The sequence below is a fragment of the Sphingobacterium sp. G1-14 genome (genome assembly GCF_002196555.1).
Classification (GTDB): domain Bacteria; phylum Bacteroidota; class Bacteroidia; order Sphingobacteriales; family Sphingobacteriaceae; genus Sphingobacterium; species Sphingobacterium siyangense.
In genome coordinates, this window is sequence record NZ_CP021381.1 from 1,901,416 (window position 1) to 1,918,835 (window position 17,420).

Annotated in this window: 12 protein-coding genes; 5 read left to right on the top strand and 7 right to left on the bottom strand. The window is 36.4% G+C overall.

Annotated features, from left to right (window positions below):
• The first annotated feature begins 373 nt into the window (after nt 1-373).
• Nucleotides 374-1,816, top strand: a complete 1,443-nt coding sequence (locus CBM24_RS07950) for a hypothetical protein (protein ID WP_088160797.1) — start codon at nt 374-376, stop codon at nt 1,814-1,816.
• A gap of 16 nt (nt 1,817-1,832) precedes the next feature.
• Nucleotides 1,833-2,783 (top strand): hypothetical protein, encoded by a 951-nt coding sequence (locus tag CBM24_RS07955; protein WP_088160798.1) that lies wholly within the window; start codon nt 1,833-1,835, stop codon nt 2,781-2,783.
• A 556-nt stretch (nt 2,784-3,339) separates the two neighbouring features.
• On the opposite strand, the gene CBM24_RS07960 is transcribed toward CBM24_RS07955, so the two are convergent.
• From CBM24_RS07960 to CBM24_RS07970, 3 genes are all read right to left on the bottom strand, one after another.
• Nucleotides 3,340-4,218: an RteC domain-containing protein gene (locus CBM24_RS07960; RefSeq protein ID WP_088160799.1), complete on the bottom strand. Its 879-nt coding sequence runs from the start codon at nt 4,216-4,218 to the stop codon at nt 3,340-3,342.
• 141 nt (nt 4,219-4,359) lie between these two features.
• A complete protein-coding gene (locus tag CBM24_RS07965) occupies nt 4,360-5,283 on the bottom strand; it encodes a response regulator transcription factor (RefSeq protein WP_088160800.1) in 924 nt (307 codons plus the stop codon).
• Nucleotides 5,284-5,389: 106 nt separating this feature from the next.
• Nucleotides 5,390-5,806, bottom strand: coding sequence for a hypothetical protein (locus tag CBM24_RS07970; RefSeq protein ID WP_088160801.1), 417 nt, complete (start codon nt 5,804-5,806; stop codon nt 5,390-5,392).
• A 631-nt stretch (nt 5,807-6,437) separates the two neighbouring features.
• Here CBM24_RS07970 and CBM24_RS07975 point away from each other — a divergent pair.
• Genes CBM24_RS07975 through CBM24_RS07985 form a run of 3 tightly spaced genes read left to right on the top strand, consistent with a single transcriptional unit; the run spans nt 6,438 to nt 12,256 of the window.
• On the top strand, nt 6,438-7,790 hold the full coding sequence (locus CBM24_RS07975; protein WP_088160802.1) for a TlpA family protein disulfide reductase: 1,353 nt from the start codon (nt 6,438-6,440) through the stop codon (nt 7,788-7,790).
• A gap of 7 nt (nt 7,791-7,797) precedes the next feature.
• Nucleotides 7,798-10,866, top strand: a complete 3,069-nt coding sequence (locus tag CBM24_RS07980; RefSeq protein ID WP_088160803.1) for a SusC/RagA family TonB-linked outer membrane protein — start codon at nt 7,798-7,800, stop codon at nt 10,864-10,866.
• A gap of 10 nt (nt 10,867-10,876) precedes the next feature.
• A complete protein-coding gene (locus CBM24_RS07985) occupies nt 10,877-12,256 on the top strand; it encodes a RagB/SusD family nutrient uptake outer membrane protein (RefSeq protein ID WP_088160804.1) in 1,380 nt (459 codons plus the stop codon).
• A 59-nt stretch (nt 12,257-12,315) separates the two neighbouring features.
• On the opposite strand, the gene CBM24_RS07990 is transcribed toward CBM24_RS07985, so the two are convergent.
• The 4 genes from CBM24_RS07990 to CBM24_RS08005 form a co-directional block, all read right to left on the bottom strand.
• The gene (locus CBM24_RS07990; RefSeq protein WP_088160805.1) at nt 12,316-12,663 is read right to left on the bottom strand and encodes a hypothetical protein; all 348 of its coding nucleotides are present in this window, start codon (nt 12,661-12,663) and stop codon (nt 12,316-12,318) included.
• 579 nt (nt 12,664-13,242) lie between these two features.
• Complete coding sequence (locus tag CBM24_RS07995; RefSeq protein WP_088160806.1) at nt 13,243-14,202, bottom strand: helix-turn-helix domain-containing protein; 960 nt, start codon at nt 14,200-14,202, stop codon at nt 13,243-13,245.
• Between the two features lie 112 nt (nt 14,203-14,314).
• Complete coding sequence (locus tag CBM24_RS08000) at nt 14,315-14,710, bottom strand: DUF3244 domain-containing protein (RefSeq protein WP_088160807.1); 396 nt, start codon at nt 14,708-14,710, stop codon at nt 14,315-14,317.
• 532 nt (nt 14,711-15,242) lie between these two features.
• Entirely contained in the window at nt 15,243-16,922 is a 1,680-nt protein-coding gene (locus tag CBM24_RS08005) for a tetratricopeptide repeat protein (protein WP_157698408.1), read from the bottom strand.
• Nucleotides 16,923-17,420: the final 498 nt, after the last annotated feature.

A 17,420-nucleotide genomic window follows, 5' to 3' on the forward strand; every position in this document is an offset into this window, starting at 1 on the left:
GGGGTGATTTGGTTTGAAATCGGAGATTTAGGACTTCTTATCCGTGAAGAAAAGGACCGTCGTACAAATTCTGAAATGGAAGGATAATTGTCGAAAATGTACCGTCGTATTATAGACTTACATTACAGAATAAGTTGTACAGCACAGAAGTGATTTTGACAATACAAGGGTAGCAAAATTTAATTTTTTAAAAAAATAACTTCCTGATTATAAAATCCTTTTAAAAACGATGTTTTAAATAGTTGAAACTTTAATGTAACATAAATATATTAGAACGAAATTTATTAACCTGTTCATAATAGATATTTTTAAAAGAAAGCTATTTTATTTTATTACAGCTTTGCTCTTGTTCCAATCTTGTAACCGTACAATTTTGGATAAAGAGCTTGAAGTAGAGCAAACTTACGAGAAAGAAGATGGGCTGATTAAAGCATTGATGGAAGAATTAAAGAACTTTGGAGATTTTAATACAACCGTAAATAGGAATGGTCTAAAAGCTCAAAAATTGAACTGGAACGAATGTATTAAAATTTATAATGTTGGTGGCAAAGTAGAACACATTTACGTGCCGTTTACAAAAAATAAACAAAGTCTAGGATTTTTAGATATCAAACTCACAGCAGACAATAAACCCATTGAAGTACAAATTAAAGGATATTATGATACTCGGAACATACTTTATGATAGTATAGAACATTATTTACAAAAAAAGGGATTCTTATTAAAAGAGCTTTCTTTCCCTGAAACAAGACTAAAAACCTTTGCAAAAAATAGTATATTAATAGATTATTTGAAAAGTCAGCAAGAGAATTTTCCTGTAAAAAAAATGAGTAACGGCTCTGCTCCTTTAACTTGTGTCTATGAGGTGACAGGACTTTATCTCGGAAATTTTAATCTGAACCCCATGCAATGTACGCCTGAGGTTATTAATAGAATTATTCCTGAAAGTATAGTTGATCAGCTCAATTTAGAATTAGCTGACGTAGGTGGCAGTGCAAGTATTAATTGGGAACAAAATATAAGAATCATTGTCCCACAGGGCAGTATGTCCCATATAGATGTTGGAAATCGCGTAAGGGCGGCAGCTTCAAGAGTTCAGGGAACTGTCCAATGTGTACATTCTTTTAATATCGTTGAGCTAAATGTGGGAGGTGGCTGTCCAACTGGTGGTGGATCTACTGGTGGCGATGGAGGTGATGATGGAGACAGTAAAGTAAAACATCAGCTTGATGACTATCCATGTGCAGTTGGTTTAATAGATTATTTCACGCAATCGGAAAGTAAACTTTCGCAGCTTTTAAACAGTTTATTTGGTGGTAGCCAGACCAGGATAAATTTAACGTTTCATGCCAAAGAGTATACCAATCCATTACAGGACGGAGGTTTAAGGGGCGGACAGGGCATCCATCCGAATAATGCGCATGTAGATCTGTCAAAGTTTATTTTGCAAAACTCTACCCAAGAATATCTGTTAACCACTATGTACCATGAGGTGTGGCATGCCTATTTGGAAGCTGAGAAATATCGTCTTGGATCCAGTCAATTTAATACAAGATATCCCGAGATTCAATATTATCAATCTCCGGACGGAAGTAAGTATTTTTATAGAAATGATGGGATGCATTCCAGGTTTGATACATTTATGGGATTAATGAAATCCGAATTAAAAGCATTTAATCCAAATCTGAGCAATGATGTAATCGATGCCCTTGTTACTACAGGAATCATTGAAAACAGATTACCAAACGATATTATCCTGAATCAAAATGAACGGGATGTGACAAAAAACAAGCACAAGGGTCGAAAGTGTCCATAATTTACGAATACTAAAAATGAAAAATTCACTAAATAAGTTCTATATTCTTTTTTTATTGCTGATCACTCATACAATCTATACAGAGGCTTCAGAGCGGAAATATGTGTTGCTAAATGGAAAGAATGATATTAGAGAAGATATCAGATCACACTTCCTGCTAAACACAAATGAATTATACAAGGTTGATTATAATGTTGAAATCTACAACTTTCTTTTTCCTGGAAATGAGGACCGGAACAAAAATCTGTTTCTGTTTTCGGTACTGCCAGATTTGATAACCGGCAGAGGGTGGGAAGAGATCAAAGATCCGAATATAATAAAGAACCTTCTAGATATAGAAGCATTGAAAGAAGAACTTTTTGCTCCAAGCTTCAGTACAAGCAGTTCGGAATATGGAAATCACCAAAAATTCTTTGGTGAATTCCTTGCTGTAAAAAAGAGCGGTGAAAAATATTTTTATGCCCCCAATACTTTGTTAGAGAAATTCACTATTGTCTCTTTTGAAAATACCTTTCCATCAGTTTATGGTTATTTAAATCTAAAACAGCCAAAGGTCGAACTTAAAGAATACCTAGAGCTATTTAAAAAGTCTTTTCCAAGCGAACTCTCACCCTTTGAATTTGATAAAAAGGTGGTGGCTCCGAGTTACAGATTTGGATGGAGACTCTGGAAGGAATATCTTTCAAAGGAAGTCAAAACGTCAGCAGGTACCGCTTATCAATTCTGGACTATTGGGTCATCCAATGGAGCCGATTATTACGATTGGACAAAGGGGATTAATCGTTTTCTTTATCTTCCTACAAAAGGTATTATCGGCGGCTCTTATGATTTTTATTTCAGAGATTATGTAGGCAACGGTTATGAACTGATCAGGCAGCAAAAACCTTTGAATAAACTATCAGATGCAGAATGGAACCAAAATATATTGGAGGAAAGAATTATGACTGTCGATCTTTCCAAGCTTTAAAAGTAGATTAACGGATGTAAATTTGCGCTAGGGATTGCAAGGTAAATCCTTTTGATATGTAAAGATTGAAGAGGAAAGGCCGTCCAAAGAATACAAGGTTATTGAACGTATACCGACTCAGAGATTGTCTAATACAGTTGTGCTTGATCAAAATAGTGGAGCAGTCTTTGTTAAAAACAAAGTGCCACATTCATGGGTCTATAAACCTACAGAAGTATTAGAAAATGGCAATACTGTTCAGAAGATTGCCAAAGTCAATTAACGATAGCAATAGTCCTTAAAAATAATAACAAATGTCGGATTTGTAAGAAGGAACCGACAGGGGACAATAAGTGCTAAGATTTAGAAATGCGAAATCCGAAAGGACTTCGCATTTTTATCTTGTTAGACTTTTACGTTATATGATTTTAGGGATCGGTTATAATGGATTAAGAGCTCTTTAAGAGGGTTTGGAATAACTGAAAGGTGCGAACGTTTTTTAAGAATGATATGCTGAGGGCCTTCGTGACAATGAAAAACAGCTGCTTAAACTTATTTTCCTTAAAGAATTTGCTGTTTATTTGTTTTGGCTATTGAATTTTGGTCTGTATTTAATGGAGTCTTCAATGTGGACATTTATTTCATGACGCATTTCGTCGATAAATTTTGTATAGCTTATCGTTTTCCTTCTTCTTATATCGACGAACATCCTGTACGCTTGGCTGAGATCGGTATTTAAGCTTTCTTCAAGCCAATCTATAATATCGGAAATTTCAGCTTTTCCATTATTCAATCTTTGGGTATAATAAATTCCATAGGCTATCTCTACCAGTTCTATCTTATCGCCCGACCATGATCTTTTCATTTTATCAGAGAGCTCATTTATCCTGGAGCGATCTGATTCCTGATGTAAAAATTTTACCCTTTTTATAATATAATCCCTTAGCATTTCATAAGCGCGAAATTTGCTGAACAAATAATCCAGTTCAGTTGAGAAATCAGATTCAATCACGATTATCTCTGAGCCGGGCGGAAACTGAGTTCTGTTTCTACGAAGAAAATATATTCTATCTTTTGAATGCTCATCTTTCAAGTAATACTGGAAGTAAAAAGCATTTATCTTAAAGAACCTGTCCGTTATGGCTATTTCGTTTATATAATAATCCTTTATCATTTGATCTGTACCGATTGGGGTGGAGGAAATAATATTATGCAATTCAATGTAGTAAGTCTGCCATGCGGCAAAACGAGGTTTTACGTATTTGAAAAATTTAATTTCCTGTTCCTCATCGATAAAAGAATTTACTTTTATGAATTCTCTTAATGAAATCATAGTTTGGCGGATTAGGCTAAGTGAAACGCTTAGTTTTCCAACGGAATCATGCATAGAGCCGTTGATTTTTTCCAGCTGTTCCAACATTTCAGAATAAAGATTGTCAATTTCTTTTGCCCACATAATGCACTGTGTTTATTTTTTACCACGAGATTAATTAAAAGCTAAGGTAGGTCTGAACTACGGCTGAGCATAGCGTAAGTATAGCGTATCCGTATACGCAATACTTACGTATTATTGAATTTTAAGTACTTAGGAAAGGAACTATGAATAGTTATTAAGTTTTTCCAGAAGGTTTTCTCTGCATGAAACACCTGTTTTTAGAAATATCCGCTCGACATGTTTGTCAACGGTTCGTACAGATATAAAAAGTCTGTCTGCAATCTGCTGGCGTTGGAGTCGATGGCATAAAAGTAGGGCAATCTCCGTCTCTCTTTTAGAAAGCAAATGAATTCTACAATTGAAAGAGATAACTTCTTTTTGTGGGACATATGAGTTTACCTGTTGAAGATGCGTTTGTTCATAACGCAAAGTTTTGATGTAATTATACTGAAGGAGAATGTTGAATGTTGCTGGTCCAATATTAATTAAAATGATCTCTATTGTTTTCCCCCAGTTTAGATGAATGGAAAGATAGACAAATAACCATGTTGACAGCATTATAAAAGCTAATATTTCTTCAGGAGATCCTTTCCGGTCTATATTTCTTCTATAAACGTTCCAGATGGTTTTTCCTATAGGCGCCATAATGGTAATGTTATTCAAAAACGGCAAGAGAATCGTGTATCGATGGGCTTTGTCTAGATCATTGAATGTATTATAAGTAATAAGGAAAACAATAGGATAAGATAATATTAAAAGGAATGAGATTGCTGTTTTTTCTTGAAACTTCCTATCTAATATCTGAAGCTTTTTGAAAAATTGGATAGGGAAGAAGGAAACAGTAAAAATACCGATTCCATTACGAATGATATATTGGATGTATAATGGTATATCCAAAACAGGGGTGGGAAGAAAGCCATTCACGATATTAAGCGTGAGTAGCAGCGTGAGGAAAAGCAAATGCCAAATACGATCATTTTTAAGAGGGTTACTTAAATAGTAAGCTACCTGCGCTCCGAGCATGATTAGTTCAATAACAATTACTCCCAATATAATGGGATGCATTTCAGTACAACCTATTTGCATAACATGTAAATTGGGGTCAAGACATGCGGAGGTACAGGTTACTAGATGCTATATCAGTTTTTAATTATTGTTTTGATGCTTATTTGGTGATTTTTAATGGACTATATTAAGATTGATATTTTGCTTTTAATTCTGCAATCTGTTCTTTTAGTCTAATATTCTCTTCTCTCAATTGAATATTAGATTCAAGGATAGTATTGTGTTTACTTAAAAAAATGGAGTACTTTTCTTTTAACTCTTCCAGCTCTTTTTTTATGTCCATAGGAGCTCTATATGAAGTTTCTACTAATGCTAAAGCGGGATAATCAGCCATTTCTGGAAATTCCACTGATAAGTCTCTACTGATTACTTTACCATATTTGGCAATAATTTCATACGAGAGCTCTGGATTATTCTTATGCTTATAAAAAGTACCATATTTATAACCCGCATCTTCGACGATATCTTTAATCCTTCGCGGATGATTTCTCAGTATCTCATGTAGGATCTTTCCTCTATGTATATTTTTATTATCCTTTTCCAATAGTATAATTATAATAATGCAATATAGCTTGAGTTTAATTGTATTTTAAATTGTAAAATAGTTGTATTTGATTATAATATTATTGTATTTTTGTTTATATTGTGATCGTCAAAATCTTATTACTCATGGTTAGATAAATTTTTACGATAAAAATAAATATGCAAGAGCCTTGTTATCAAAACTACCGCAATTGATAGAGTCCAAGGCGATAGGGAAATTCTCCCCGGAATTTTGTATTATTGCAAAACACGGGGTGATGCCCTATTGATGACTGGACTCTAGGCCTAGCGGTAGTGCCTGATAACAGTTGGAAAATAGGCGCACCCCGTTTTTCCTTTTAAAAGGCTCGTTATAAAATAACGAGTTATGAATCTTAAAAAAACACTTCTCAAAAACTTGATATCAGCCCCTGAGTAGCTCGGCAGGCTTTGCCAATTTATTGGCTTTCATAGCCATGGACAACGTGACGTCAATTATATAACCTTGTGAAATACCATTCAAACGTTCGTCTGGCTCTCCAATTAATCAATTTATTATTAACGTGACCTGTATCAGTTTTAGGAGGTAAGATCCGATTATGATCGGGCGGGAAAGAAAACTTGTTGAGGTCACTCTTTAAAACACCTAAAAAATGAATATTTTTTTTAGGGCGGGAGAGCTCTTGCCCAATTTTAGAATACTATTGTTAAAAAGTGCCCTACTATCTACTTTGTGTTTTTATATGTTTAGTTTATCGGCCCAGTCGCCCCGCAAGGACAGCGGGGCTGGCGGGCTAGATCAAATCAAACCCTTAAAGATTGGGGATACCATCCCAGAGCTGCTCTGGAACACACCGCTAAAGGTGGTTAACCATCCGTCAGCGAGAGAACAGATAACCTTAAATGATTATCGTGACAAAAAACTGATTATCCTCGACTTCTGGGCGACATGGTGCGGAAGCTGTATCAAGTCCTTTCCAAAGATAGCGCAGCTACAGACTAATTTTTCCGAAGTTCAATACCTTTTGGTAAATTCCACTTCAACAAGAAATACGGCCGAATCTATCCGTGAATTTCTGCTTGCCAGAAGGAAAGCCTATGACCTTATGTCAATAGTAAAGGATACGGTAATGGATCTTAGCTTCCCACACGAATTTCTACCTCACTATGTATTGATAAAAGACAATACAATCGTAAATATACTGTCGAGCAATGATTTTGAACAGATTCAATGGGATAGTCTGTTAAATAATCCATTATATGAACAGGAAAAGCGGGTACAGTTATCCTATGATTTTAGATATCCATTGTTCAAAAATGGGAACGGAGGATCAAGACCGGATGTATTATTTAGTTCGTTCATTAGTCCCTATATTGATGGTCTGCCTATAGGAATCCATACGGGTGGCGAAAATACCGAACGTATGACATTTATCAATAGACCATTGATACAGTTGTTCAAATTTGCCATGCCAGAACTCGCTAAAGTTCCTCAAGTTAGACTTATTTATGAAAAAAAGCACGCAGATATACTATCGGATAGAAATGATAAAAATAAGCCTTCTAATCTGTTTACCTATGAAATAGAAACCCCGTTGCTTCCCTACGAACGTGTGCGGACGATGGTGGCAGAAGATCTCAAAAGGTATTTTGGTTATGAAGTAACCTATGAAAAAAGGAAACTGAACTGTTGGGTCTTATCTGCCTGGAACAAAACGAAAATGAGGAAGTTGGACAATGTTATTCCCAAGGGAACATATATAACCGAACAAAATGGCTTGCCGGTAACTTTCAACGGCACATTTGGTAAGCTGACAAAATATCTTGAGGATGTGCATAAAATACCTTTTATAAATGATACTGGAATTGAAAAGAGGATATCCATGGTCCTTCCTCCTGAACTTACGGATGTAGTTATGTTAAAGGACTATCTACGGCAATACGGTATTGTTATGCGCGAGGAAGTACGTGAAGTGGATGTTGCAGTCATATCATTAAATAAATAGATAACCGATGAAAATACTTTTAATTATTGTAAGCATCCTATATGGTATGTATGGATTTAGCCAGCAGATATCGGGTACGGTAATGGATGGTGGCGGGAAGAGGTTGTCTTCAGTGACCGTTTCTGTGAAAGGGGGGATGTTAAAAACGCTGACGGATAAAGACGGGCGATTTCGGCTCAAAACGGATCCGAATGGCACATTGGTCTTTACGGGTATCGGATTTGAGATGAAGGAAGAGAACATAGACAAGCGCTCGACGATGAACGTGTACTTGACGGAGAAAAACAATACGCTAGATGAAATACAGGTGATCGGGTATGGTACGAATACCCAAAGGATGAACCTAGGCTCAGTCACAAAAATAAGGGCGGAAGATATAGAAAAGCAACCGGTTTCTAACCCTTTGTCCCTTTTACAGGGGAGGGTGCCGGGTTTGGTCGTTTCGTCGACAAGTGGTATCCCGGGCTCTTCATTCAAGGTGCAGCTAAGGGGCCAGAATACGATCAACACAAATTTTGGTGCTGCGGTACCGATGGACAATCCTCTGTTTATTATTGATGGGGTACCATTTGGCCCTCAGAATGAAAATATCAATAGTTTTGGATCTATGGCAGCTCCGGGTACGGGCCGCATGTTTAATAATTCCTATGGAGGAGTTAGTCCATTTAATACACTTAACCCAAATGATATCGAAAGTATTGAAGTGCTTCGGGACGCGGACGCTACGGCAATCTACGGCGCCAGGGCTGGAAATGGCGTGATCCTTATCACAACAAAAAAAGGTAAAGCCGGAAAAACGGAACTAACACTGAGCAGTAATATGGGAATAGCTTCATTAGGAGAGACAATGCCAATGATGAATACGGAACAATTTCTTGAAATGCGAAAGGAGGCGTATAAAAATGACAACCGTGTTCCCTCGGCCGATCCCGTTTCCAGTACATACGCGCCAGACCTGATGTTGTTTGATTCTGGAAGGGATATAGATTGGATAAGGGAATTTTTCCGAAAACCTTCATTTAGCAGCACTATAAATGCGGGACTGTCCGGGGGGAATTCAGATACTCAGTTTCGTTTTGGAACGAACTATCACAATAGTACATTTATGATGCCGGGGAATTTTTCGGACAGGAAGATTGGACTGAGCTTAGGGATACACCATCGCACTAAGGATCAAAAGTTGAATTTTGATTTTTCAGGTTCTTATAACCATGGTAAAAACAATTCTTCTCTATCCCCAAACTTACTGCTGACAGCAAATCTGCAACCCAATTATCCAGAACCAGTAAATGAGGCTGGTGAACTGGTTTGGTATCATAATGGGGCTGCCTTGAATGGAGTTGGGGCTCCCGTAAATCCATATGCTTACCTGCTGCAGAAATACCAAATTGCGTCCAATACTATTAATTCTAATATGGTAGTGAGCTATACTCCGGTCAAAAACCTGATATTGAAAACAAATTTTGGGATCAGCGACATGTCTACGGATGAGTATAGCGCGACACCAAAAAAATCTCGTTTTCCCGGTTTTGACCCACTTGCTGAGGCAAGTTTTGGTGCGGGGCGGTTTACCTCCTGGCTTATGGAGCCACAGTTAAATTATATGTTCAATCTGAATAGTTTACAGGTTACAACACTGCTAGGTGGAACCTTTCAGAATAGCTCACAAGTAGGGCGGCAGGTTTTTGCGTCAGGCTACCTGAGTGACGAGCTGATCGGTTCTATCTCTGGCGCGCCAGTCAAAAATGCCCAGGACCAATCAAGTATATATCGGTATGCAGCAATTTTTGGGCGTGTCAACCTCAATCTTTCCAAGAAATATCTTTTATCCATAAATTTTAGGCGCGACGGTTCGAGCAAGTTCGGGCCACAGAGGCAGTTTGGTAATTTTGGGTCGATAGCTGCAGGTTGGCTATTTAGCGAGGAAGAGGCCGTGAAAAAGTTAGTACCTGTCCTAAGCTATGGAAAACTACGGATGAGCTATGGTATAACCGGATCTGATGCGACCGGAAACTACAACTACTTGTCTAGATGGCGGCCAACAGACTATAGGTACGGCAATAGCTTGGGATATGTTCCGGTAAATCTAAGCAATAGCCTCTTCAGCTGGGCATCAACAAAAAAAATGGAAGTGGGTGCCGAGTTTGGCTTCATGAAAGATCGGCTTCTTTTTACCCTAGCCTGGTACAGGAATAGGACCGGCAACCAGCTGGTTAATTATACTTTGCCCATGATGACAGGCTTTTCAAGTGTGGTAGAGAACTGGGATGCTATAGTTGAGAATGCCGGCTTCGAAATAGTTGCCCAAGCGTCGTTGATCAAGGGGAAGAATTTTGCCTGGTCCGCAAGCCTAAATATTACGGTACCTAAAAATAAACTGATCTCTTTTCCGGGCTTGGAAGAGAGTGCATATGCAACCACCTATACAATAGGGAGGTCGCTTTCATCACTTTATCTTTTCAGATATGCCGGAGTAGACCACGAAACTGGATTGTTCAGCTTTTATAAAAATGATGGTACGACAAGCAGTACGCCCCAAGATGCTAAAAACGGCAATTTTAATGATTTGAGCTATTTTGGTAATACAGATCCACGTTTTTTTGGAGGGCTGAGCAATACTTTCCGTTATGGAAGGCTACAGCTTGATATCTTGGCGGAATTCAGAAAACAGCTGGGTAAGAATTATCTCGGGCAGGTCTATAACTATCGGCCGGGAGGAAACGCTAATATGCCCGCCGAGCTCCTTAACAGATGGCAGAAGCCGGGCGATATTGCTCAATTTCAAAAATTCTCGACCTACAGCAGTAGTCCGGCTGGTCGAGCGACCAGACCATTTATCGATTCCGATGCCGTATATGGCGACGCTTCGTTTATTCGGCTGAAATCAATATCGTTGTCCTATGGTCTTCCGGTAGCGGTACTCAGACGGATCGGCACGGAACAGCTCCAAATATTCTGTTCGATGCAGAATCTATTTACAATTACAAATTATAAGGGGAATGATCCCGAGACACAGAGTTTTTACGGTGTTCCTCCATTAAAGACATACACTTTGGGCTTTCAGGCCAAATTTTAAATATAGGGCTATGCAGATAAAAAGATTAATGATGGGAGTCATTCTAGGAATGGCATGTTATCTAAGTGCGTGTAAGGATTTCCTGGGCGTTGAATTGCCAAAGAACGAGCTAGTGACTGAAACAGTTTTCAGTGATAGCATTAATGCCAGCCAAGCGGTCCTAGGTATCTACATTGCTATGGTGAATGAGACTGGATTAAGCTTTGGTGGAGGAGCGTTGACTGTCTATCCTGGCCTAAGTGCCGATGAGATCAGGCTGTCCGCGGACGGAGGAGAAGCAAATGAATTTGAAATTAATAGTATATCACCATTTAATAGCATCAACTATGCGCTGTGGAGCCGGGCCTATGAGTATATTTATAAAGCAAATGCCTGTATTGAAGGCATCAGCAATAGTACCGGCATCGGTAATAGTGCTAAAAACAACCTTATTGCAGAAGTGAAGTTCTTGCGCGCTTTTATTTATTTTAACCTGATCAATATTTTCGGAGATGTTCCTTTGGTATTGGGCGTTGACTATACGATCAATCGTATCATGGGCGCAACTGTAAAAGAGAATGTATATAAACAGATCGAAGAAGATCTTCTTTTTTCCCAGCAAGTGCTAAGAAATCTGTCCTTTAAATTCGAGAGGGCAAATTATTTTGCCGTAGCAGCATTGCTTGCCCGGGTATATTTATTTCAGAAGAAGTATAGCTTGGCAAAGAATGAGGCTGACAAAGTTATCAACTCCGGTAAGTTTTCCCTTGAAAAAGATCTGGAGAAGGTATTTCTATTGGATAGTAAGGAGATAATCTGGGCATTGCTTCCTGTACTTTCTGATAGGGAAACGGCAGAAGGCTACTTTTTTGTTCCTTCTTCTGATGCTGTTGCACCAACATATCTGATCAGGCAAGAATTATATAATAGTTTTGAGGATGGGGATCTGCGTAAAGTTTTGTGGGTTGGTGAACAAAAGATAGGAGGTAACGAGGTTCAATATCCACAAAAATACAGGAACAGGCGACCGGGAGGTTCGGCCAAGGAGATTTATTCGGTCTTGAGGCTAGCGGAACTGTACCTGATCAGGGCGGAAGCGAACCTCTTTATCGGTGACCTAAAATCTGCCTCGGACGATCTGAATATGGTCAGGACACGATCCGGACTAACAAAAAATACTGTTTTGGACGAAAGCAAAATCTTTGACACTTTGGTACAGGAAAGACGTAAGGAACTTTTCTGTGAATGGGGAAACAGGTGGCCTGACCTAAAGCGTTGGGATATGACTGTCGAAGTGATAGGAGATATAAAAGGTGGCTGGGAAGAAAAAAATAAGGTATATCCCATACCCCAAAAAGAACTTTCAGCGAATCCATTTCTAGAGCAGAATACAGGGTACGAAGATCTATAAGTTAAGCAAAACAAAGAAAGGGGAGCCATTGGCCCCCCTTTCTTTGTCATCAGGTGACGTTAATTTCGTGTACGTGGCGTTGACTTCGGTACTTGATTGTCGTCGATCAGTTCATTGGTAGAAGGGTTTACCTGATCAGAACTAAATCCCGATACACATTGATGTGGGTTATTAGTTGAACAGTTATTGCCCATTGGGGGTGTTGTTCCTTCTCCTAGATAGGCTGCGTCCGACTGTGCTACAGGCTCATTGGTGTCATAATCAGTCGATGATGAAATTTGGAACCATTTGTAGCTTGTTTGTTTTACTTCTACCTTTTTTGCCATAGCGTTTACAATGAAAAAACTGCCTAATAGTAATGTTAACGCTGTTGCGCCAGCAATAAATTTTGATTTTAAAGTTTTCATAATTAAGTACTTTAAGTTTATAAGTTTCATGAACTAACGTGTATGTCGATTTAACCTCATAGCCATACGATGGAGGAATTCTATTTGTATGCCAGTCAACTTCCTTGAAGTTGTAATGGCGAAATTATCTGGATACAATATTCTTTTGTTGTATTTTTTCTTTCTTATCTTATGTATCTGTCCTTTTTTGCTCAATTATTTTAAACTATCTCCCCCTGCAATTTTTAAACAGGGGGAGATTTCCCAATTTTCTGATGTCTTTCAATGTACTATCGCAGTAAGTGCGTCTCTGCCCCGACATCCGATCTCGACCCGGTGAAGCATACCAACGGATATTGATAGCAATTAAGATGGCAGCTATCTTGTCGAAACATTACCATCGAGAAATGGCCTGTACCTTGGTATGCAGACTAAATCTAGACTTTATAATAGTCCCTTATGTATTGTTAAAGTTCGGAGTATTAAGTATCCGGGGAGTAGGAAAAAACAAACCAAATTTTTGAATTTTTCAATAATTATTGTGAATAAATGTTTGTTTTTGTTCACTTTATTGAAATTCATGTAAAATATTTTTTATGCTTAGCGCTTTAAGCATTTAGATGGTGGAAAACCAAAGTGTTTTTTAAATTGTCTTCTGAAACTATGAAAATCTGAATAGCCGACAAGTGGATAAACGTGTGAAGGACAAATGCGGTCCGAAATCAATAATGTTTTGGCTTTTTCCATCCTGTAGTTCATTAGATAATAATGAGGTGTTATGCCAAATTCTTGTTTGAAGGTTTTTATGAGAGTTTTTTCGGTGATAAAAAATAAATTTGCGATGACTTTATTGTTTAAGTGGAGAACAGTGTAATTGTTTTCTATATAATCTTTTATCTGATAAACACGTTGGGAATATTTTAAATTCAGTAAGAATTGATATTGGTTAATAATTGCTTGAATGTATTTTGTCAATTCTATTTCCAAATCAATCGGATTTGTGGTTGTTAAATTGAACATTTGTTCTAACAAAGTATGTAAAGTTGGATCTATCCGACACGGAGAAAGGTTGCCAAACACTGTTTTGTCTTTTTTCATACTAGTTAGCAATTGTTCAATATGGGGATAATGGCCTTTCGCTCTATCAAGCCATGCTGTTCTGGGCATAATGTAGCAAAAGCTAGTTCTGCCAGTAGCCAAAGAGTAGTGAAATTCCCCTTTACGATTATATGTTGTGTAACAAGTGTCGTTTTCTATTTGTAAAATTTGTGTACCATCTTCTTTTGATAAAAATATGTTTCCTTCTAACATCATAATTAAAAAAAGCCTTTTCTTTTGGTTGAAATAGCTAGCTTTTAAATCGTTATGTAATACAAAAGTTGTGAATTCTAGAAAGAAGAGAAAGTGGCTGAAATATTGGATATACATTACTCCCTCTTGAAATACAATTTTTTGTGTTTTAGCAAAAGGTAACACCTTCCCGGATGAATCAGAAATACGTCCGGAGATATCTGCTGTTATTGCTTGGGAACTGAATTTATATGTTACCGTTCTACGCATTTTATTACCAAATTCAGATTAGGGAACTTATATCTAAGCTCTGGTAAAGCATTTTAATTCAGAGATCATGATTTTTGGTTTTTTATTCATGGTCTCTGAATTATTTAAATTTTTATAATACGAAATCTCCAGTCACTTCACCTGAGGTAGAAGTAAATGTTATCGAATAGTTTCCTGATGTAAATCCTGAAATTGGTATTAAAAATTCGCCAATTGAAGTGGACACTGTCTGATTATATACCATAGTGCCTGTAGCATTGGCAATGGAAATTTGCAATGTTCCTCCATCAAAATGAAATTGTGATCTAATTACAGTTGTTTCCAAAAATGCTGAGACAGCAGAACCTATTCTACGAATTTCACCAGGTTCGATTCTTCCTCTTAAATCAATTTCGTCAGATTGGGTGATTAAAGCACTGTTGGGAACCGGTGCGATTTGTGAACTTCCTAAAGCAGGAGCAGCAATAACACCTGATAATAATGCGATCAATAATATCTGTTTTTTCATACTAAAAGTGTTGTTGGGTTTAACTTTTAGTGGTCAAATATATTGGTGCGGTTTTTTGAACTATTACATATATAGGTTTAATTTTCTTAGGTATAGGTTTTTATTATTGATAAATTATAAGTTTCTTATTTTCTGTATATTGTGTTTTTTTAAATATAGGTTTTTGATCAGGTTATGGTAGTATCATTTTCTATATTTAACAAATGACAATGGAATTTTATTAATTATTAATGCCGTTGGAGAAAGGATGTGATAAAGTTATGCGGATTTAATTTTTAACTTTTAAAAGATATAATGTGTGAAAGTTTATCATCTGAATAAAATCCTTTTTTCAATAAAATCTTATGAAGCATTAATTATTTTGTTGAAGGGGTAGGTTGATTAAGTTAGGAGATGATATTGTGACGTTTTTGTTAGGGAAAGTCGTTGATTTTAAGTTGTTTTTATCGGATTATATATTTGATTATAAGGTCGATGTATTAGGGGGCTTAGCGCTGATGCCAATTCTTTTGGAATATTTTGATTGAAAAAATCAACCGCATAAGCTGTCTATTGATTCAGAGATGTCTCCGCCTTTAGGTACGCCAAGTTTTTGTCTTAATGACGTTCTTCGCGTCTGTACCGTATTTGGACTTTGTTGAAGAATAAGGGCTATTTCTTTAACACTGAAATCAGCGTAGGTAAGAATACATATCCGAAATTCTGTTTCAGTAATTTCTGGGAATAACTGTTTTATTTTTTCCGAATATTCGGGTCTAGCCTGACGGAAGGCTTGGTGCAGTGTTTCCCACTGTTCATCATAGGAATTTTCTCCATAGACTATAGTATTAAATCGCTTTAGTAACGAGTTACTATCTGATATAATTTTGTTGTTCTTGTTGATTTCTTTATTTAGTTTGATTAATTTTTTAGTAATATCAAATCTCCATAGAATTGTCCTTCGAAGGTCACGCTGTTTTTTTTGTACCATAGATTCTAAGTCGAGTTTCATTCCGTTCAAAGTCTCTATTTTGCCTTCAATTGCATGTAGTTTGTTTTTTTGTCTTGTACTGTAAGTTAGAAATGAAATTCCTCCTAAAATTACAATGCCCATTAACAAAATTATCCATTGTTGTTTTATCGTAAGTGCTTCAAAATATTCCTTTGTAATCTGTTCATAGTTGTATTTTTTTTCTATTTTGTAGATAGACTGCTTCTCGCGTTCTTTCATAATCTGATAAAGAACTTTCATTCGATCTGTTTGATAATCAAAAGCAGTTGAGATCCTGTTATTTTTTTTTTCGTAACGGATTAGGTAGTCTAATATGCTGTATTTTAAATAATTGTCTTTTATTGTGGGTAGCTCTTTTTTTAACTTTGCTGTATAATACGTTGTAGAATCATCAAGTGACATTTTACTGTAGAGTAATGCAAAGTTTAGATAATATCGTGGCAATCTGGTACTGTCAGTATTAAGAGAGATTGATTGCCATAGGTATTTTTGGGAGGCTCTGTATTCTTTTGTCTGTTCATATGCAACTGAGAGGCTTTCTGTCAATTGTCTTCTTAAATTTGTTCCTCCCAGATATTCTGCAATTTTTAGTCCTTTATGGAAAAAAAGAAAGGCGCTATCAGGATTTTGGCGAAATAGATACATTCTACCAATAGAGCTATATGAAAATGCTAGTTTGTCAGGGTATTGCTTATAGTAGATAGCTGCTTTTTGATATTTATTTAATGCTTTTCTGTAACGTCCTTGTTCGGATAAAAGGTCTCCCATATTGAAGTTAATTAGACCGATTGTTGAGGCATCATGAGATAGAAGTGCATATTTTTCGGCGTTTTTATAATATTCCATTGTTACATCATACTTTTTTTGTTCTCTCATGACGTTACCTGCGTAAAAGTATGCTAGTGAGGTTTGCTTGGGATTATTTGATTTTTTTTGATAATAGTTAACAGCATAAAATATAAGTGTATCCTCTTCAATAGGGAGATGATTTTTATAGTATATCTGAGTATGAGCAACTAGATAATACATGTATTGTTCTCTGTTTAAATTGGTTTTTGGTGAAGAAATAGAGTCAATGAATTTTAACGCTTTATCAGGATAATTTTCTGCGAAAATTCGAGCTTTTTGTAGCAATAGCAAATCCAAATTTTGTTGCCCACAGCCAGCCATAAAGAGAATAATGGCATAAAAGGAAAGGATAAACATAAATCTAAATTGCATAATAGTATTTATTAATAATTTATCTTGAATTTTATGATAGTTTGATAATAGTCTATTTTCAAGCCAATCGAACTTGATGTATACTAAAGAGGTTAATTTTATATAATTTTCTACTCTGAATTAAAGTTGAATCAGATTATATCATTACCTGGGCTATTTTTATGACTGTTTAAAATAATTGTTGGAATAGATCATTTCGCTTGTTTACAAGTACTATTCGTAGTTGGTTGATTTAAACTGGACTTTTCCCATAATACTTAAATTTAATTATTTACATCGAACTTTTAAGAAATATAAATAATTCACACAAATCTACTTTAAATACTTATATGGAGATTTAGAGGTATGTAAAGTTGTTCATATACTTTGAAAAGCGTTAGTCAAAAGATATATTACAGTTTTAAATAAAGCCATTTATTTATTGTTTTTTTATTAGAAACAATATGGCTGAATTGTAATATCAATTGCACGATATTAGAATGACTAATATAAATTTAA